This is a genomic window from Chloroflexus sp., from assembly GCF_034435895.1.
In the GTDB taxonomy this organism is placed as follows: Bacteria; Chloroflexota; Chloroflexia; order Chloroflexales; family Chloroflexaceae; genus Chloroflexus.
The window spans coordinates 1-20,241 of sequence record NZ_DAOTWH010000341.1; the positions used below are offsets into that span (position 1 = coordinate 1).

General features: G+C 61.1%; 11 protein-coding genes. 7 read left to right on the top strand and 4 right to left on the bottom strand.

Features of this window, described 5'->3' with window-relative positions; all coding sequences use genetic code 11:
* A partial coding sequence (locus U9R81_RS18800) for a DUF885 family protein (protein WP_322496944.1) occupies window positions 1-1,131 on the bottom strand: 1,131 nt, incomplete at its 3' end.
* Window positions 1,132-1,947: 816 nt separating this feature from the next.
* Here U9R81_RS18800 and U9R81_RS18805 point away from each other — a divergent pair.
* Window positions 1,948-2,721 carry a hypothetical protein gene (locus U9R81_RS18805; protein WP_322496945.1) on the top strand — a complete coding sequence of 258 codons (774 nt, stop codon included), beginning with the start codon at window positions 1,948-1,950 and terminating at the stop codon, window positions 2,719-2,721.
* Between the two features lie 262 nt (window positions 2,722-2,983).
* Here U9R81_RS18805 and U9R81_RS18810 read toward each other — a convergent pair whose 3' ends face one another.
* The 3 genes from U9R81_RS18810 to U9R81_RS18820 form a co-directional block, all read right to left on the bottom strand.
* Window positions 2,984-3,508, bottom strand: a complete 525-nt coding sequence (locus U9R81_RS18810) for a hypothetical protein (protein ID WP_322496946.1) — start codon at window positions 3,506-3,508, stop codon at window positions 2,984-2,986.
* A 212-nt stretch (window positions 3,509-3,720) separates the two neighbouring features.
* Window positions 3,721-4,224 carry a hypothetical protein gene (locus tag U9R81_RS18815; protein WP_322496947.1) on the bottom strand — a complete coding sequence of 168 codons (504 nt, stop codon included), beginning with the start codon at window positions 4,222-4,224 and terminating at the stop codon, window positions 3,721-3,723.
* Window positions 4,211-4,909, bottom strand: coding sequence for a hypothetical protein (locus U9R81_RS18820; protein WP_322496948.1), 699 nt, complete (start codon window positions 4,907-4,909; stop codon window positions 4,211-4,213). Before U9R81_RS18820 ends, U9R81_RS18815 begins: the two co-directional genes overlap by 14 nt.
* A gap of 228 nt (window positions 4,910-5,137) precedes the next feature.
* Between U9R81_RS18820 and U9R81_RS18825 the strand changes: the two genes are divergently transcribed.
* From U9R81_RS18825 to treY, 6 genes are all read left to right on the top strand, one after another.
* Window positions 5,138-7,177 (top strand): alpha-1,4-glucan--maltose-1-phosphate maltosyltransferase, encoded by a 2,040-nt coding sequence (locus tag U9R81_RS18825; RefSeq protein ID WP_322496949.1) that lies wholly within the window; start codon window positions 5,138-5,140, stop codon window positions 7,175-7,177.
* Between the two features lie 74 nt (window positions 7,178-7,251).
* A complete protein-coding gene (gene treS / locus U9R81_RS18830; RefSeq protein WP_322496950.1) occupies window positions 7,252-10,614 on the top strand; it encodes a maltose alpha-D-glucosyltransferase in 3,363 nt (1,120 codons plus the stop codon).
* A gap of 338 nt (window positions 10,615-10,952) precedes the next feature.
* Window positions 10,953-12,986, top strand: a complete 2,034-nt coding sequence (gene glgB / locus U9R81_RS18835) for a 1,4-alpha-glucan branching protein GlgB (RefSeq protein ID WP_322496951.1) — start codon at window positions 10,953-10,955, stop codon at window positions 12,984-12,986.
* A gap of 318 nt (window positions 12,987-13,304) precedes the next feature.
* The gene (gene treZ, locus U9R81_RS18840; protein ID WP_322496952.1) at window positions 13,305-15,086 is read left to right on the top strand and encodes a malto-oligosyltrehalose trehalohydrolase; all 1,782 of its coding nucleotides are present in this window, start codon (window positions 13,305-13,307) and stop codon (window positions 15,084-15,086) included.
* Window positions 15,087-15,171: 85 nt separating this feature from the next.
* Window positions 15,172-17,610: a DUF3536 domain-containing protein gene (locus tag U9R81_RS18845; protein ID WP_322496953.1), complete on the top strand. Its 2,439-nt coding sequence runs from the start codon at window positions 15,172-15,174 to the stop codon at window positions 17,608-17,610.
* Window positions 17,607-20,241: malto-oligosyltrehalose synthase (treY, locus tag U9R81_RS18850; RefSeq protein ID WP_322496954.1), on the top strand; the 2,635-nt coding region annotated here is incomplete at its 3' end. The genes U9R81_RS18845 and treY, both read left to right, overlap by 4 nt.

The window sequence follows — 20,241 nt, forward strand, 5'->3', positions numbered from 1 at the left end:
GCCCGGCGCGCGCGCGATGAAGGCAAGGTGCAAGTAATGGCCGGGATAGGCTTCGTGGAGGGCAGCGACTGCCAGCGCCGGCCGACCAAAGGCGCGCAACCATGCCGCTTGTTCGTGGGCCGGCCATGTTCGATCAGGCAAGCTGACAGCCACTTGCGCCGGCCCGTTCCGTCCCGGCGGGATGAGGCTCAACGCCGCCCAGCGGGCAAACGGCGGCGAGATCGTCACCTGCGGTAACGTTGTATCTATCAGACTCACTAGCTCGTGGCGTGCGAGCAAGGTGCGGGCATGGGCAATCCAGCGGCGCAATTCGTCCAACACGTGCTCAGCCGGCGGATGGTCAGCGGCCAGCTCGCGCAGCAGCCGGCGGTAGTCGCGATGCGGCGCGAGCGCGCTCAAGACATCGCGCTGCCGGCGTAGTTCGGCTTCGCCCAAGGCGCGCAGCCGTTCCGGCGAGAGGCTGATCTGCTCAGCCAGCCGCAGCCAATCGCTGAAGTAGGCGGCGCCGAGACCCACTTCCTCAACGGCGGCAGGCAGGTGTTCCACCTGTAAAAAATGGCTAAACGCTGCCAGTGCGGTGAGCGCCGCGCGCGCAGCGGCCCGCAACTCGCGGTTGGGCAGATGGGTGCTATTGAGCGTGGCCACGGTGAGCTGGAGCGCAATCAGCGCCTCTTCGATCGCCAGCCGGTTCAGGGGACGGCGGAGGTTGGCACGCGCGGTTTCCAACAGGCTGGGAATGGCGCGCAGTTCGGCCAAGAGCGCGTCACATTCGGCTTCATCATTGGTCTCTAACCGGCGCGGGTCAAGAAACGCTAGCCCGGCATAGTAACGGGGATCGCGGCGGTGTGGTTGTAAGGTACTCAGTTGCCAGATGGCCCATTCGAGTTGCCAACTCAGCAAAGCGTGATCGAGCCGTTCGGCGACGGTGTGCGGCGTAAGGTGCTGCAACGCTGCCGCTAAAGCCCGGTAACGGGCCAGCCGTGCCGTAATTGCCGCCGGGCTATGTTCGCCGATCACTGGCGGCGGCGGCAAGCCGCTCGCGGCGGCTTGGGCCGGGTGCGCCGCGGTATATTCGGCCAAAAAGTCATCGATCAGGCCGGCGAGGGTTGTCGCAGAGAGTGGCGCAACCACGAATGTTAGCCCTCCAAGCGCAGGTGTTTTCCGAGTCTCGATGGTACGCGAAAGGGTTGCCGGCTACTAGCCGGTTGCGGCGTATGGCGGCCAAGTTGTTGTGCGCCATCGCGTCTTTCTAGTATCAAGACAGATGGGGGCATCTGTCAACAGGGTTTGTTCACGGTTTTGCGATGAAAGGGCTGCAATCCCCCGCGAGCACGGGAGATATGCCTGCACAGGTTGCTTGCGCTGAAGCGGGAGATTGCTGCGGGCGCTTTGCGCCTCGCAAGGACTTCAAGGGCGGACAGAACATCTGTCCGGTACCCGGCCCTGAAGGGCCGGGCTAGGCTTACGAAGCCCGCTACGCGGGCTGCTGGCCCTCACCCCCTGCCCCTCTCCCACTGGCGCGGGAGAGGGGAGCGCAGCACCGGACTGTAAGGCATCGCACAGCGATTAACGGTTGTGACCGGCTACATGTGCTGTCCGCCCCTCAATGCGCGCCCGGGAGAGGCGCCGAAAGTGGTTGCTTGCGCTGAAGCGGGGGATTGCTGCGGTCGGGCGGCTCCCAGCTCCGCTGGACGCCGCCACTCCCTCGCAATGACAGTCGTCACGTCCCGCTCCCCACCTGTCCTTGCGAGCCGCCAGAGGCGGCGACGCAATCCCCCGCGAGCACGGGAGGGATGCCGGTAGGCCATGGGTCTGCGCTGAAGCGGGAGATTGCTGCGGGCGCTTTGCGCCTCGCAAGGACAGTCGGGCACGCCCCGCTGTTCCCCCTTTGTTGCTATAATGCGGTGTAGTTCTTCAGGTAGCAATCACATACATCTTGAGGACACCATGCAGATCACTATCCGGCCAGTAGCCACATACGCCGAATATCGGGCCTGCGAACAACTTCAGCAAGTGGTGTGGGGTGATGAGTTTGTGGTGCCCCTCAACTTGCTGGTGACGGTGCAGCGCAATGGCGGGTTGGTATTGGGCGCGTTTGCCGGCGATGAGCTGGTAGGCTTTGTCTTTGGCTTTTTGGCCCGCACTGCCGATGGCCGCTTGAAGCATGCCTCACACATGGCGGCGGTGCGGCCCGATCTGCGCGACGCGCGCATCGGCGAGCGGCTGAAGCGGGCGCAGCGCGAGTTTGCCTTGGCGCAAGACCTCGAATTGATGACGTGGACGTATGACCCGCTTTTGGCGCGCAATGCCCATCTCAATATCCACAAGCTGGGGGCGATTTGTCGCACCTATTTGCGCAATGTGTATGGGCCGGATCCGGAGCTGGTCGATGGCGTGTTGCCGAGTGATCGGTTTCAAGTCGAGTGGTGGTTGGTGCAGTCACCGGTGGCGCGCCCGCCTGCCGAGCAAGTGGCTGCAGCGCCGCTGATCAATCCATCGCTCGATGCGCCGCCGGCTATAGCTGGTGAAGCGGTGGCGCGTTTGCGCATCCCGCTCGATTTCAGCGCTGTGCAGCAACGCGATCCGAGCGCGGCGCAGGCGTGGCGCTACCATTTCCGCGCCTGCGCCGAAGCTGCCTTTGCCGCTGGGTATGTAGTGGTAGATTTTGGCCGCGCCGATCACCATCACGGCCAATATACGTTGGTGCGGCCCATACCGTAGGGTGCGGGCGCAGCACGCTGCGCCCTTACGGCACCCCTACGGCGCGATCGGGCGCGGCGGCGCGGTCGGCGTGGCCGTCGGGGTACTGGTCGGAAGCAGTGGGAGGCCATCACGCGCGCGCATAGTTCAGATCGCCGTCGATCGCGCCGTGGTAGCCAATGTGGGGGCGATTGGCCCGGTCAAGGGCGCGCGACGCATCAATGCCCGCTTGCGCGTTGCCATCAACGATCTGCCGTGCCCATACGGCGCCGTTCCAGTAAGCCTATTGGAGGACGCCGTTAGTGGCGTCGTAGTACGCGAGGTGCGGTTGCTCAGCTCTATCGAGTGTAAGGGAGGCATAGCGACCTACATCTCCTTCGGCGGCCACAGTTTCGATCTGCCAGCCATTGCCATTCCAACGGGCATAGTGCAGATTGCCATTAACATCGTAGTACGCAATGTGCGGCTGATAGGCACGATCTAGAGCCAGCGCAGCATAGCGGCCCACATCCCCATCGGCGGCCACGGTCGTGATCTGCCAGCCGTTGCCGTTCCAACGAGCGTATTTCAGACCGCCATTCGTGGCGTCGTAGTAGGCGAGGTGCAGATAGTCGAATCGGTCGAGCGCCAGTGCTGCATACTGCCCAACATCACCGCTCGCATCGACAATCCAGATGCGCCAGTACTGGTCGTTCCACTGCGCATAAAGCAGATCGCCATTCGTGGCGTCATAGTAGGCGAGGTGCGGATAGTCGAATCGGTCGAGCGCCAACGTGACATACTCGCCCGTTTGGCCGTGACTATCCACCCGTTGGTGCTCCCAGCGATTGGGGCGCCAGCGCGCATACTTGAGATCGCCGTTGGCGGCATCGTAGTACGCAATGCGCGGCTGATAGGCGCGATCGAGCGCGAGCTGGGCAAACTGCCCGACCCGCGGCGATTGATCGACAATTTATGTCACTCAGTAAGCGCCTAGCCACCGTGCGTATGCCAGAGTGCCGCTGGTCATGTTGTAATAGGCTAGATGCGGATGCTCGGCACTATCAAGGGCCAGTGAGGCGTAACGGCCAACCTGCCCGGATTGTTCGACAACTCGATCTGCCAGAAGCCATTGCTGGGGCGGGCATACCAGAGGGCATTCTGATCCCAACTGTGTTCGGTGAACAAGCTAAGTTGCGGTTGGTTATCTGCATCAAGGTCAAGACTGAGGGCGCGGATGGCGTTGTTGGCAGAGATGACAATTTGCCGCTGCCATGCGGCGCCATTCCAGAACGTATACTGTACGCTTGCTTGCGAAGCGTTGTAGTACCCGATATGCGGCTGATCGAACGAGTCAAGCGCCAGCGTGACATACCAAGCGGTAATGTCTGTTTCATCAACCACGTGGATGACCCAACCTGCGCCATCCCAGTACGCATATTTCAGATCGGCATTGGCCGAGTCGTAGTAGGCAAGATGGGGGTGGCCCTGCTGGTCAAGAGCCTGTGACAAAAATTGGCCGGCGTAGCGGTCAACCGTTTGCACCTGCCACGCGCTGCCCGTCCACAGCGCATGCTGTAAGGTGGCGGTGGCTGGTGGCTGCGGCAAAAAAGCTGATGTGCGGGCGATCGTTGTCATCAAGGGAAAGGGTGGCGGCGACGCCGGCATTGTTCTGGGCGTCAATGGTCTGAATCTGCCAACCTTGCCCATCCCAGCGCGCATACTTCAGCGCGCTATGCGTCCAGTCGTAGTAGGCAAGGTACGCATAGCCGGTACGATCGAGGGCGAAGGCCGGGTAGTGACCGGTATGGCTAGTGTCATCGACGGTTGCGATCTGCCAGCCGCTAGCGGTGCGATGGGCATATTTCAACGCACCGTTGCGCCAGTCGTAGTACCTGATGTGCGGCTGATTGGCTTGATCTAAGGCAAGGGCGGCGTATTCACCGGCGCCGGGGTTGTCATCAACGACCTCAATCCGCCAGCCGGCGGCTTCGGCGTGGGCGTAATAGAGCGCGTCGCCGCCAAAGGCGAGATGCGGATGACCGGCGCTGTCGATGCGCAGCGTGCGATCGCGCAGCCGAATGAAGTGGCGCGGCCCATCGACCGTCTCAATCTCCCACGTGATCGTTGCAGCGGGTGAAGGAACAGGCGCGCTGCCGACCAGATACTGGCCGTTGAGCATGCCCGCAAGCGCGAGGATAAAAACGGTGGCCAACACAGCGCGCAGCAACTGCGACTCCTCTCAGTCAGTTGTCCTGCGCACAGCCGCCGGGGACGCAGGAGCATAAGCGCTAGTGGTAGTCTAGCACATCACATAAGGTCAATAATATCGAATCAGTACCGCATGCAACCAGTTTGACACATCCCGCCGAGCACCGTACAATCGAAAGTGGGGAAGGGTGAACGAGGCATCACCCCACGCGCAAAGTCACGATGTATTACATATCGAGGAGGCTCCATGACCGTCAAGGCGCCACGTTCTCGCTCGCGCCGCGCAGCGGCGGCAGTCGATCCTGATCTGGCAGCAGTTGGTGAAGGGCGGCGCCGGGTTATTATTGAGGCGGTTGAACCGGCAATCGATGGCGGGCGGTACCCGGTCAAGCGGGTTGTGGGTGATGTGCTGACGGTGCGGTGCGATCTGTTTGCCGACGGTCATGAAGAGTTGGCGGCGGTGGTGCGCCACCGTCCGGTCGGGGCCAAGACGTGGCACGAAGCGCCGTTGCGCCCGCTGGTCAACGATCGCTGGGAAGGACAGTTTACCCTCAACAGCATTGGCCGTCACGAGTTTCAGATTGTGGCGTGGATCGATCGCTTCGCGACGTGGGTGCATCAGCTTGAGAAGCGGCTGGCCGCCGGCCAAGATGTGCGGGTCGATTTGCAGATCGGGGCGGCGCTCGTCGGCGAAGCGGCGCGCCATACCAGTGGCGCCGCTTCGGCGGTGTTGCACGTGGCTGAGGCGGCGTTGATTTCCGGTGATGTCGATACCGCCTTTGCCAGCGAGATTCATTCATTGATGGCCGTTCACTTACCGCGCCGTTTTGCTACCGAGTCAGAGGTTTATCCAGTGACGGTCGAGCGTGAGCGGGCGCGGTTTTCCGCATGGTACGAGTTGTTCCCTCGATCGACCGCCGATGAGCCGGGCCGCCACGGCACCTTCCGCGATGTGATTAAGCGCCTGCCTTACGTGGCCGAATTGGGCTTTGACGTGCTCTATCTGCCGCCGATCCATCCGATCGGCTATACCTTCCGCAAAGGCCGCAACAACAGCCTCACCGCCGGCCCTAACGATCCGGGCAGCCCATGGGCGATCGGCAATGCTGACGGCGGCCACATGAGCGTCCATCCCGAATTGGGCACGCTCGAAGATTTTCGGGCGCTGGTGGCGGCGGCGCGCACCTACGGCATCGAGGTGGCACTCGACATCGCCTTCCAATGCTCGCCTGATCACCCTTACGTGCGCGAGCATCCACAGTGGTTCCGCGCCCGGCCTGATGGCACGATTCAGTACGCCGAGAATCCGCCGAAGAAATATCAGGATATCTATCCGTTCGATTTTGAGTCGGATGATTGGCAGGGGCTGTGGCAAGAGTTGCGCCGGATCTTTGCCTTCTGGATCGAGCAGGGTGTGCGCATCTTCCGGGTTGATAACCCGCACACTAAGAGTCTGCGCTTTTGGGATTGGTGTCTCAATTCGCTCAAGACCGAGCATCCCGACCTGATCTTTCTTTCAGAGGCGTTTACGCGGCCAAAGGTGATGTACCATCTGGCTAAGATCGGCTTTACCCAGAGCTATACCTACTACACGTGGCGCATTACCAAGCACGAGATTATCCAGTATCTACAGGAACTGACCACGCCGCCGGTGAGCGATTTCTTTATTCCTAACTTCTGGCCGAATACGCCTGATATTCTGACCCCGCAATTCTATGCCGGCCAGCGTTCCGTCTTCCTCACGCGAGCGGCGATGGCGGCAACGCTGACAGCGAGTTGGGGGATATACGGCCCGGCTTACGAGCTGATGGAGCATGTGCCGGTACAGGGGCGCGAAGAGTATATCGACAACGAGAAGTACGAGATCAAGTGGTGGAACCTCGATGCGCCGCATAGTCTGCGCGGCTATATCGCCCAACTCAACCGGATTCGCCGCGAGCATCCCGCGCTGCACCGCAACGATACGCTGCGCTTCCACCGGGTTGACATCGACTTCCACGAGCACGAGTGGTTGTTAGCCTACAGCAAGACTTCACCCGATGGCAAGGATATTATTCTGGTGGTCGTCAATCTCGATCCCGAACGCACGCAGCGCGGTTGGGTGCAGGTGCCGGTGGCTGAGTGGGGGCTCAATAGCGTGTACCAAGCCCACGACCGGTTGACCGATGCTCGCTATACGTGGTCGGGCGAATATAACTATGTCGAACTGAGCCCGCAAGCGCCGGTGCATATCTTCTGCATTCGCCGCTTGCGCCGCGATGAGCGCGGATTTGAGTATTTCGCGTAACGATAAGCGCAATGCCGCGCAGAGACGACGACGTTGGATGGGAGATGACGCTGGACGAAGGATGAGGATTCACCATGACCCGTACCCGCCCGGCCAAGGCGCCGACGATTCTGGCCAATGATCCGCTCTGGTATAAAGATGCGGTGATCTACGAGCTGCATGTGCGCGCCTTTTGCGATAGCAACGGCGACGGGATTGGCGATTTTCCCGGCCTGACCAGCAAGCTCGATTATTTGCAGGATCTGGGAGTGACGGCGATCTGGCTGCTTCCGTTCTATCCTTCGCCGCTGCGTGATGATGGCTACGACATCGCCGACTACACCAACATCCATCCGAACTACGGCACTCTCACCGACTTTAAGGTCTTTATTCGCGAGGCTCATCGCCGTGGTCTGCGCGTAATTACCGAGCTGGTCTGTAATCACACCTCCGACCAGCATCCGTGGTTCCAGCGCGCCCGCCGCGCCAAGCCCGGCTCTTCGGCGCGCAATTTTTACGTGTGGTCAGATACGGCCGACCGCTACAAAGACGCGCGGATTATCTTCAAAGATTTTGAGACCAGCAACTGGACGTGGGATCCGGTGGCGCAGGCCTATTACTGGCACCGGTTCTACAGCCACCAGCCTGATCTCAACTTTGAGAATCCGGCGGTGCAGCGGGCGGTGTTTAAGGCGATGGAGTTCTGGCTCGATCTCGGTGTTGATGGCATGCGGCTCGACGCCATCCCCTATCTCTACGAGGCTGAGGGCACTAATTGCGAGAATCTGCCGGAAACCCACGCCTTTCTCAAACGCTTGCGCCGGCACATGGACGAGAAGTACCATGGGCGGATGTTTCTGGCCGAGGCGAACCAGTGGCCGGAAGATTCGGTCACCTATTTTGGTAATGGCGATGAGTGCCACATGGCCTTCCACTTCCCGGTCATGCCGCGGCTCTTTATGTCGGTGCATCTAGAAGATCGTTATCCGATCATTGATATTATGCGGCAGACGCCGCCCATTCCCGACACGTGCCAGTGGGCAATCTTCTTGCGTAACCACGACGAGTTGACGCTCGAAATGGTGACTGATGAAGAGCGCGATTATATGTATCGCGTTTACGCCCGCGATCCGCAGGCCCGCATTAACCTTGGCATTCGCCGCCGCTTGGCCCCGCTGCTCGGCAACCACCGGCGCAAGATCGAGCTGATGAATGGCCTCCTCTTCTCGTTGCCGGGCACGCCGGTGCTGTATTACGGCGACGAGATCGGCATGGGTGATAACATCTACCTCGGTGATCGCAACGGGGTGCGCACACCAATGCAGTGGAGCGGCGACCGCAATGCCGGTTTTTCCCGCGCTAATCCGCAGCAACTCTACCTGCCGGTGATTACCGACCCCGAATATCATTACGAGACGGTCAACGTCGAGACGCAAAGCGCCAACCAGCACTCGCTCCTCTGGTGGACGAAGCGGCTGATCGCGTTGCGCAAGCGGTATGCGGCGTTTGGGCGCGGCACGCTCGAGTTTCTCTACCCCGAAAATCGCAAGGTGCTCTGTTTCTTGCGCAAAACCGAAGACCAAATCTTGCTCGCGGTCTTCAATTTGTCGCGGTTTGTGCAAGGCGTCGAACTCGACCTCTCGCCTTACCGCGGCCTGATGCCGGTCGAGCTGTTTGGGCAAGTCGAGTTTCCGCCGATTAGCGACCAACCCTATTTCTTTACCCTTGGCCCGCATAGCTTCTACTGGTTTACGCTGGCGCCGCAGCGGGTGGAAGGGGTGCGACTGACGGCGCCGCAGCCTGAAACCGAACTGGCGCAGATACCGGTTGATGCGATCGAGTGGGATGCCATCTTTTACGATGGCCGCCAAGAGCGGCTAGAGCGGGTCTTGCCCGACTATCTGCGCAACCGGCGCTGGTTTGGCGCCAAAACGCGCAAGATCAAGCAGGTCAACATCAACGAATTTGCCCGGCTCGATTATGCCGGTGGCCCGGCCTATCTCACGCTGCTGAATGTGCAGTACGTGGAAGGCAGTCCTGAAACGTATTTGTTGCCGATGGCCTACGCCGAGGGTGAGCGGGCCGATCAGATTCTGGCCGATCAGCGCCATCTGGCGATTGCCCGTCTAAAGGTGGGGCGGCGGCCCGAAGCGGGGGTGCTGTACGATCCGCTTGGCGAACGGCGCTTTGCCGCGGCGCTGCTCGAACTAACGATTGGCCGCCGGCGCTTGCGCGGCGAAGCCGGCGGCGAATTGGTGGGAGGCACGACCCGCGCCTTACGCAAACTGATCAGCGGCAGCGACGGCCTTGAGCCGAGCCTCATGCGCGGCGAGCAGAGCAATTCGTCGATCAATTTTGGCAGCCGGCTGATTATGAAGCTGTTCCGCAAGATCGAGCCGGGCCGCAACCCCGATCTTGAACTAGGTCGCTACTTGACCGAAGAGGCCGGGTTTGCCCATACGCCGCCGGTGGCCGGCTACATCGAATATCTGCGCGGCAAAGACGAGCCGCTGACGCTAGCGATCGTGCAGGGGTATGTGCAAAACGAGGGTGACGCCTTCGATTACGCGCTCGATGTAGTGCGGCGGTATTACGATACGGTGCTCACCCGGCCCGATCTGGCCCCGCCAGCGGTGAAAGGGAGTGTAGCCGAGCTGTTGGCGGCTGCCGAACAACCGCCGGCGCCGTTGGCCGAAGAGCTGATCGGCGGCTACCTCGAAGCGGCGCGCTTGCTCGGCCAGCGCACCGCCGAGATGCATCAGGCGCTGGCCAGAGGTAGCGGGCCGGCCATGGCGCCAGAACCCTTCTCAACCCTCTACCAACGCTCGATCTATCAGAGCATCCGTAGCCTGATCGGGCGTACCTTGCAAGACCTGCGCAAGCAGTTGCCATCCTTGCCGGCAACGGTGCGTCCCGCCGCCGAGCGCGTCGCGCAGAACGAGGAAGTGTTGCTGGCCTGCTTGCAACGCATTACCGGCGACAAGATCGAGACGGTGCGCATCCGCATTCACGGCGACTACCATCTTGAGCAGGTACTCTTTACCGGCAAAGATTACGTGATCATCGACTTCGAGGGCGAACCGCTGCGCCCGATCAGCGAACGGCGGATCAAGCGGTCGCCGCTGCGCGATGTAGCCGGGATGCTGCGCTCGTACCAGTACGCTGCGTATGCCGCTCTCTTTGCCCGTGATAGCGTCGCGAGCAGCGCCGATGAATTCGAGCGGCTGCAACGCTGGGCCGATTTCTGGAGTTTCTGGGTCTGCGCGTCGTTCCTGCACGGCTACCTCGCCACGGCGGGCAATGAACCGTTTGTGCCTGCCGATCGCGCCGATTTGGAAGCGTTGCTTGAGACCTTTGTGGTCGAAAAAGCGATCTACGAACTGGCGTATGAAATGAACAACCGCCCGGATTGGTTGCCGATTCCGGTCAACGGGATCTTGCGCCAGATTGAGCAGTAGCAGGTGCCGCAGAGGACTCGGAGGACGCGGAGCCAGTCTGTGATTGCGAGGAAGTGGCGGCGTCCAGCGAAGCTGGGAGCCGCCCGACCGCAGCAATCTCCCGCTTCAGCGGGATCCAGCCAGAGCGGGTGGCTCCCGTGCTCGCGGGAGATTGCTGCGCCGCGCGGTGCGCGACTCGCAATGACAAGGGGGGCGAGGTTATATGCCAGAGCGGGTTGCCGCCGTGCTCGTAGGAGATTGCTGCGCCTCTGCGCCCTCGGCGCTCTCTGCGGTAAAAAACTAATAGCCTACGAGTTGCGTATGCGCGCAGCCACGAATACCCACAAGAGGAATCACCCATGAGCGATACTGAAAAACCTCGCCGCACTCGTCGCAAGAAAGAGGCGCCGGTCGAAGAGGCGACCGCGTCGATGATCGCACCGCAGACCGAACTACCCGCCGCAGTGGCCGACGAGCCGTCGGCGGCGACCAAAGCGATGATGGCCAGCATCCTGAGCGAAGACGATATTTATCTCTTCAATCAGGGCACCCATTACCGCCTGTACGATAAATTTGGCGCCCAACCGGTCACGATTGAAGGCGTTCCCGGCACCTACTTTGCGGTTTGGGCGCCTAACGCCGAATATGTGGCCGTGATCGGTGATTGGAATAACTGGGATGCCGGGGCTAATCCGCTGCGTCAGCGCGGCTTTTCCGGCGTGTGGGAAGGGTTCATTCCCCACGTCGGCAAAGGTATGCGCTATAAGTTCCACATCGCCTCGCGCTATTACGGCTACCGCGAAGATAAGACCGATCCCTTCGGCAGCTACTTTGAAGTCGCGCCGCAGACGGCGGCGATTGTCTGGGATCGTGAGTATACGTGGTCGGATCAGCAGTGGATGGCTGAGCGCGGCCAGCGCCAGCGGTTCGATGTGCCGATCTCGATCTACGAAGTGCATCTCGGTTCGTGGCGGCGCAAAGCCGAAGAGGATAACCGCCCGCTGAATTACCGCGAGCTGGCCCACGAGCTGGTCGAGCACGTCAAAGAGTGCGGCTTTACCCACGTCGAGCTGCTGCCGGTGACCGAACACCCCTTCTACGGTTCGTGGGGCTACCAGTCAACCGGGATGTTCGCGCCGACCAGCCGTTATGGCACGCCACAAGATTTTATGTACTTTGTTGATTACCTGCACCAAAACGGGATCGGTATAATTCTGGACTGGGTGCCCAGCCACTTCCCCACCGACGGCCATGGCCTCGCCTATTTCGACGGCACCCATCTCTACGAGCATGCTGATCCGCGCAAGGGGTATCACCCCGATTGGGGCAGCTACATCTACAACTACGGGCGCAACGAGGTGCGCAGCTTCCTGATCAGCTCGGCCCTCTGCTGGCTCGATAAGTTTCATATTGATGGCCTGCGGGTTGATGCAGTGGCGAGTATGCTCTACCTCGACTACTCGCGCCGGCCCGGCGAATGGATTCCGAACCAGTACGGCGGGAATGAAAATCTGGAAGCGATTAGCTTCTTGCGCGAACTCAATGCACAGATTTACAAGTACTACCCCGACGTGCAGACGATTGCCGAAGAGAGCACGGCATGGCCGATGGTCTCGCGTCCAGTCTACGTTGGCGGGTTGGGTTTCGGCTTTAAGTGGGATATGGGGTGGATGCACGACACGCTGCAATATTTCCACCGCGACCCCATCTATCGCCGCTTCCACCACAACGAGTTGACCTTCCGCGGCCTCTATATGTTCACCGAGAACTATATTCTGCCGCTCTCGCACGATGAAGTCGTGCATGGCAAGGGGTCGCTGCTCGATAAGATGGCGGGTGATGTGTGGCAGAAGTTTGCCAACCTGCGCCTGCTCTACAGCTATATGTTCGCCCAACCCGGCAAGAAGCTGCTCTTTATGGGCGGCGAGTTTGGCCAGTGGCGCGAATGGTCGCACGATACCGGTCTCGACTGGCACCTGTTGATGTTCCCCTCGCATCAAGGGGTGCTGCGCGTCATCAGCGACCTCAACCGGCTCTACCGCAGTGAGCCGGCGCTGCACGAATTCGACTGCGATCCGAAGGGGTTTGAGTGGGTGGACGCCAACGATGCCGACACTAGCGTCTACAGTTTTTTGCGCAAGAGCCGGCGCGGCGAGACGATATTGGTCGTACTGAATGCGACGCCGGTGGTGCGCGAAGATTACCGGGTTGGCGTGCCGGCGGGCGGTTGGTGGCGCGAGATGTTTAACAGCGACTCTGAGTATTACTGGGGCAGCGGGCAAGGCAACGCCGGCGGGGTGATGGCCGAAGAGACGCCATCGCATGGCCGGCCATTCTCGTTGCGGCTGCGCTTGCCGCCATTGGGGGCGTTGTTCTTGAAACATAATGGCTAAACGGGGGCGGGGGGGGGCAACCTGACCCTAATGGGTTCAAGGACAGACAGAACGTGTGAGCACAGATACAGTTTATGGCTTTGCGATACACCGTTTCACCCTCACCCCCAGCCCCTCTCCCACTGACGCGGGAGGGGGTGTAGATCCGGGTGTTGAGGCATTGCCCAGCGATCAATGGTTACACTCGACCAAACGTTCTGTTCGTCTCTCAACCTTAACGGGGCGGGTTGCAAACCTGCCCTACTGGCCTATCTATCGTGGCAACACCGGGCGGGTTGAACACCCCGCCCCTACGCGAACCTGTATCGTGGCATGCTTATGTTTGATTTACCACTGCCCGGCGCGGTCTACCGGGCCGACGGCACAACAGCGTTCACGCTGTGGGCGCCAACGGCGACGACTGTCGAATTGATTGTGCTCGATTCGCAGCCGCACGCAGTGGCGATGCAGCCGATCGGCTACGGCTGTTGGCACGTGGTCACGACAGCGCCTCCCGGCACGCGCTACCGCTACCGGCTCGCCGGATCGCGCGAGCGGCCCGATCCGGCGTCGCGCTGCCAACCCGACGGCGTGCATGGCCCCTCGGCGGTGGTGGATCATCACTTTGATTGGAGCGATGCAGCGTGGCGCGGGGTGCCACTCTCTGATCTGGTCATCTACGAGCTGCACGTAGGCGCCTTCACGCCAGAAGGCACCTTCGAGGCGATTATTCCCCACCTGCCCATGCTGCGTGATCTCGGCATCACCGCGATCGAGCTAATGCCAGTGGCCCACTTCGCCGGCACGCGCAATTGGGGCTACGATGGCGTCTACCTCTACGCGCCGCATACCGCTTACGGCGGCGTGACGGGCCTCAAGCGGCTAGTTGATGCCGCCCATGCCCACGGCATGGCGGTGCTGCTCGATGTGGTCTACAACCATTTCGGCCCCGAAGGCAACTATTTGTGGGACGTCGCGCCGCCGGCGTTTACCGACCGCTACCGCACGCCGTGGGGGGCGGCGATCAATTACGATGGGGCCGAGAGTGATCTCGTGCGCTGGTTGATCATCGAAAATGCGCTTGAGTGGCTGCGCGAGTACCATATTGACGGCTTGCGCCTCGATGCAACCCATGCTATCTTCGATGTATCGCCGTACCATGTGCTCGAAGAGCTGGCCGATCGGGTGCGGGCGCAAGCGTTGCGGCTGGGCCGCCCGGCCTACCTCTTTGCCGAGCATCCGCTCAACGATCCGCGCTTTGCTCGCCCTAAAGAGCTGGGTGGATATGGCCTGACTGGTATCTGGTCGGATGATTTCCACCACGCGCTGCACACGCTGCTCACCGGCGAGCAAGACGGCTACTACGAGGGTTTTGGCAGCATCGAGCAGATGGCGACGGCGATCGAGCGCAGCTTTGTCTTTGCCGGCGAATACTCGCCGCATGCCCGCCGCCGGTTTGGCCGCGATCCGTCTGATCTGGCCGTCGAGCAGTTTGTGGTCTTCGCCCAAAACCATGATCAAGTCGGCAATCGCGCGGTTGGCGATCGGCTGGGAGCGACGCTCAGCGAGGCGCAGATGCGCTTGGCGGCGGCAACGGTGCTGCTGAGCCCGTACACGCCGTTGATCTTTATGGGGGAAGAGTATAATGAACCGGCGCCGTTCCAGTACTTTACCGACCATAGCGATCCGGCCCTGATCACCGGGGTGCGCGAGGGGCGCAAGCGCGAATTCGCCTCTTTTCTCCGCCCCGGCCAAGCCGTGCCCGATCCACAAGACCCGGCCACGTTCATGCGTTCAAAGTTGAATCATAGCTTGCGCGCGGTGGGGCGGCACGCGGCGCATCAGGCCTTCTACCGCGAACTGTTGCGCATCCGGCGCGAATTGCCGAGGTTGCGGCAGCGCCCACGCACCCGTGTGCAAGGGCGGGTGATCGTTGTTGAGTGGCCGGGCATCCGGTTATTGCTCAATTTCGGCCTCACTCCGGCCCAGATCGACTTACCGGCGCAAGCGTGGCGCATCTGGCTCGATAGCGCCGATCCGCCGGCAGCAAGCTTGAATCAGGCCAGCGTCGTCTGCGCCGGCCACAGCGCGGTGCTGCTGGCAGCAACCGCCCAGAAGTGACACAACGGCGCAAAGGCGTACCCAACCGTGCGCATAAGCGCCTGTGCGCCAACGCAAAGGAAGCTGAAACAACGGAGTACCTCCTATGGCCGAGCGGCTGATCTGCATTCACGGTCACTTCTACCAACCGCCACGGGAAAACCCTTGGCTTGAGGCGATTGAGCAGCAAGACTCGGCGTACCCTTATCACGACTGGAACGAGCGGATTAATGCGGAATGCTACGAGGAAAATGCCGCTTCGCGTATTCTCGACAGCCAAAATCGGATTGTCCGCATCGTCAATAACTACAGCCGGATCAGCTTCAACTTCGGGCCAACCCTCTTGACATGGCTGGCCGCGCATGCGCCACAAGTCTATCAAGCTATTCTCCACGCCGACCAAGAAAGCCAGCGCTATTTCGGCGCCGGCTCGGCGATGGCGCAATGCTACAACCATATCATTATGCCGCTGGCTTCGCGGCGCGATAAAGTGACGCAGGTGGTGTGGGGCATCCGCGACTTCGTGCATCGCTTTGGCCGCCAGCCGGAAGGGATGTGGTTGCCTGAAACGGCGGTTGACCTCGAAACGCTCGATATTTTGGCCGAACATGGCATTCGCTTTACCATCTTGGCACCGAGCCAAGCCAGCCACGTGCGCAAAATCGGCGAGATGATCTGGCACGACGTCAGCGGCGGGCGGATCGATCCGACCCAGCCGTATCTGGTGAAGCTAGCGAGCGGGCGGGCGATCACGGTCTTTTTCTACGATGGGCCAGTGTCGCGGGCCGTCGCCTTCGAGCGCCTGCTCAGCAGCGGGGTTGGCTTTGCCAACCGGCTGGCCAGTATCTTCAACGACCAGCGTCCGTGGCCGCAACTGGCCCACATCGCTACCGACGGCGAGACCTACGGCCACCACCACCGCCACGGCGATATGGCGCTGGCCTACGCCCTCCACTACATCGAAGAGACCGGCTTGGCCAAGCTGACCAACTATGCTTCGTATCTGCAACGCTACCGCCCTACCCACGAAGTGCAGATCATCGAACGCACGGCGTGGAGTTGTGCGCACGGCGTAGGGCGCTGGTCAACCGACTGCGGTTGCAATACCGGCGGCAATCCGGGTTGGAATCAGGCATGGCGCGCGCCGCTGCGTGCCGCTTTCGACTGGCTGCGCGACACGATCGCCCCCCGCTTCGAGGGCTATGCCCGCCGGTTGCTGATCGATCCGTGGGCCGCGCGCGATGATTATATCAACGTCATTCTCGACCGTTCACCAGAGAATGTTGCTGCCTTTATTGGCCGGCATGGCCGGGGCCGGCTCGATGAAGACCAGCGGATCGCGGCGCTGAAGCTGATGGAGTTGCAGCGTCATCTGATGCTGATGTACACCTCGTGCGGCTGGTTTTTCGATGACCTGAGCGGGATCGAAACCATACAGGTAATGATGTACGCCGGGCGGGCGCTCCAACTAGCCCACGAGCTGTTTGGCGAAGACTTTGAGCCGGAATTCCTCGACCGGCTGGCGCAGGCGCGCAGCAATCTGCCGTCGCGCGGCAACGGGCGCGACCTCTACGAGCGCCACGTGCGTCCGGCGATGGTCGATCTGCGCAAAGTGGGTGCGCACTATGCGATGACCTCGCTCTTCAACAGCACTGGCGAGCGCGAGCGGATCTATGCCTACACCGTCGAGCGCGAAGATTACCATCTGCTCTTGGCGGGCAAGGCGCGTTTGGCGTTGGGTCGCATCCGCATCGAGTCGAATGTCACCGGCGAAGCGACCCGGCTCAGCTTCGGCGTCCTTCACCTCGGCGATCACAACATTTCCGGCGGGGTGCGCGAGTATCAGAGCGAGCAGGCCTACCAGCAACTGATCGAAGAATTGAGCGAACTCTTCTTGCGGGCCGATATTCCCGGCGTCATCCGCTTGGTTGACCGCAATTTCGGCCAAGAGCAGTACTCGCTCAAACTGCTGTTTGGCGACGAGCAGCGCCAGATCCTCAACCGCATCCTCACCTCAAGTTTGGCAGAAGCTGAAGCGGCCTACCGGCAGATTTACGAAAACCATGCCCCGCTGATGCGGTTTTTGGCCAGTATGGGCATGCCGGTGCCGCGCGAGTTTCAGATCGCCGCCGAGTTTGCTATCAACACCGAACTGCGTCGCTTGTTTGAAGCCGACCCGCTCGATTTCGACCGCATCAACAGTCTGCTGCGCGAGGCGCAACGCTCTGGCGTCATCCTCGATGCCGAGGGCTTGAGTTATGCCCTCTCGCGCACCATCCGGCGCATCAGCGAGACCTTCCAACTAACGCCTGAAGATCGGGCGTTGCTATCCCACCTCGACGCAGCCGTCGGTTTGGCGCGCAATCTGCCGTTTGAGGTTGATGTCTGGTATGCCCAAAATGTCTACTACGAGTTGTTGCAGTCTGTTTATCCGCAGATGAAGGCCGAATCCGAGGCGGGCTACTCCGATGCCCATGCGTGGGTGCGGCTGTTCCGCGCGCTCGGCGCGAAATTGCGCTTTCGTCTGCCGCCGGGAGAACCATGATTGATGCAGAACCATACATTCCACGCGCAACCTACCGCTTGCAGTTGAACGCTGATCTGACCTTCACCGATGTCGCCAAGCTAGTTCCCTACTTTGCCGAACTTGGCATAAGTGACTTGTACCTCTCACCGATCCTGACCCCGCGCGCCGGTAGCCGGCACGGTTACGACATCACCGACCACTCGCAGCTCAATCCTGAATTAGGCGGCGCCGAAGGCTTCACCAAGCTCGCTGAGGCGCTGCGCGTCCATCAACTCGGCGTGATCCTCGATGTAGTGCCCAACCACATGGGCATCGGCGATCTGCGCAACTATTGGTGGCGCGATGTGCTCGAAAACGGGCCGAGTTCGGTGTTTGCCCCCTACTTCGATATTGATTGGGATCCGGTACCGCCCGAATTGCACGGCAAGGTGTTGTTGCCGGTGCTAGGCGATCAATACGGCGTGATTCTCGAACGGGGCGAGTTGCGCTTGTCTTACGATGACGATGGCGGGTTTAGCTTGGGCTACTGGGAGCATCGCTTCCCGCTCAATCCGCGCAGTTACGCCGATATTTTGGCCCACCGGCTCGATGATCTGTTAGGCGAACTGGGTCCGGATCACCCTGATGCGATTGAGTTGCAGAGCATCATTACCGCGATCGGCTACCTGCCGGCGCGCCACGAGACCGCGCCTGAGCGGGTGATCGAGCGCAATCGCGAAAAAGAGGTGATCAAGCGCCGGATCGCGACGCTGGCGGCGGCCAGCGAACCGGTGCGCCGGATGATCGCGCAGGCGCTGGCCGATTACAACGGCGATCCCGCTGATCCGAAAAGTTTTGACTTGCTTGATTCTTTGATCTCCCGCCAATCGTACCGGCTGGCGTTCTGGCGGGTGGCGACCGAAGAGATCAACTACCGCCGCTTTTTCGACATCAACGATCTGGCCGCCATCCGGGTTGAGCTGCCAGAGGTGTTGCAGGCGACCCACGATCTGATCTTGCGCTTGTTGACGGAGGGGATTGCTACCGGCGCCCGCATCGATCACCCCGACGGTCTGTGGCAGCCGGCAGCCTACTTCCGCCAATTACAAGAGAGCTACCTGCGCTATGCGGCGGCGGTGCGCTTTGGCGGCAGCGCCCCCGCCGATCTCGATGAGCAGATTCGCGAGCGGTTGGCGCAGGCTGAGCGCGGCGAACGGTTGTGGCCGCTCTATGTGGTAGCCGAGAAGATTCTCAGCCACGGCGAACCGTTGCCCGCCGATTGGGCAGTGGCCGGCACTACCGGTTACGATTTCCTCAACCAGATCGGCGGCGCCTTGATCGACCGCAGCAGCCAGCGCGCGCTCAACCGGCTGTACAGCCAGTTTGCCGGGCCGCAACCCACCTTCGCCAATCTGGTCAACAGCAAAAAGAAGGAGATTATGCTGGTCGCGCTGGCGAGCGAAGTCAACACGCTCAGCCATCTGCTCGACCGGCTAGCCGAGCGCACCCGCCGCTACCGCGACTTTACCCGCAACAGTCTGACCTTCGCCATCCGCGAGGTGATTGCCGGCATGCCGGTGTACCGCACCTACATCAGCACAGATGGCGTGGTCAGCGAGCGCGACGAGCAGGCGATCCGGGCGGCAGTGCGCGAGGCGAAACGACGCAACCCGCGCACGGCAGCGCAGATCTTCGACTTTCTCGAAGAGACGTTGCTCTTGCGTAATCTCAACCACTTTGCGCCAGAGGTGCGCGATGACGTGGTGCGCTTTGTGATGAAGTTTCAGCAACTGAGCGGGCCGGTGATGGCGAAGGGGGTGGAAGATACGGCCTTCTACGTCTACAACCGGCTGGTCGCGCTTAATGAGGTGGGCGGACACCCCGAACTCTTTGGCAACGATGTAGCCGAGCTGCATCAGGCTGCCCAAGAGCGGCAACAGCACTGGCCGCACAGTATGGTGACAACCTCTACCCACGATACCAAACGCAGCGAAGATGTGCGCGCTCGCATCAGCGTGTTGAGCGAGCTGCCCGACGAATGGCGCAAGCACGTCGTGCAATGGAGCCGGCTGAATGCGGCGAAGCGCAGCCAGATCGAGGGCGGGATGGCGCCGAGCCGCAATGACGAGTATCTGCTCTACCAGACGCTGGTGGGGGCGTGGGAAGGGATGGAGCATCTGCCCCGCTTCACCGAACGGATGGTCGCCTATATGGAAAAGGCCACCCGTGAGGCGAAGGTCAATACGAGCTGGATCAACCCCAACGCCGAGTACGATGCTGCAATGCAGCGGTTCGTCACTGGCATTCTCGACCCGCGCCGTTCGCGCCGCTTTCTTGAGAGCCTTGATGCCTTCGCCAAGCGGGTCGCGTTTTTCGGACGTTTCAACAGCTTGACCCAAACCCTCGCGCGACTAGCGACGCCGGGAGTGCCCGATCTCTATCAGGGATGCGAGTTGTGGGATGTTAGTCTGGTTGATCCTGACAACCGGCGACCGGTTGATTTTCAGCTCCGGGTGGCGCTGCTGGCCGAGTTGCGCGCGCAGCGGGCCGAACGAGGGGCGCAGGCGTTGGCGGAAGCATTGCTGGCTACCGCCGCCGATGGCCGGATCAAGCTCTACACCATCGCCACCGCGCTGGCCTTTCGGCGCGAGCGGCCCGACCTCTTTCGCG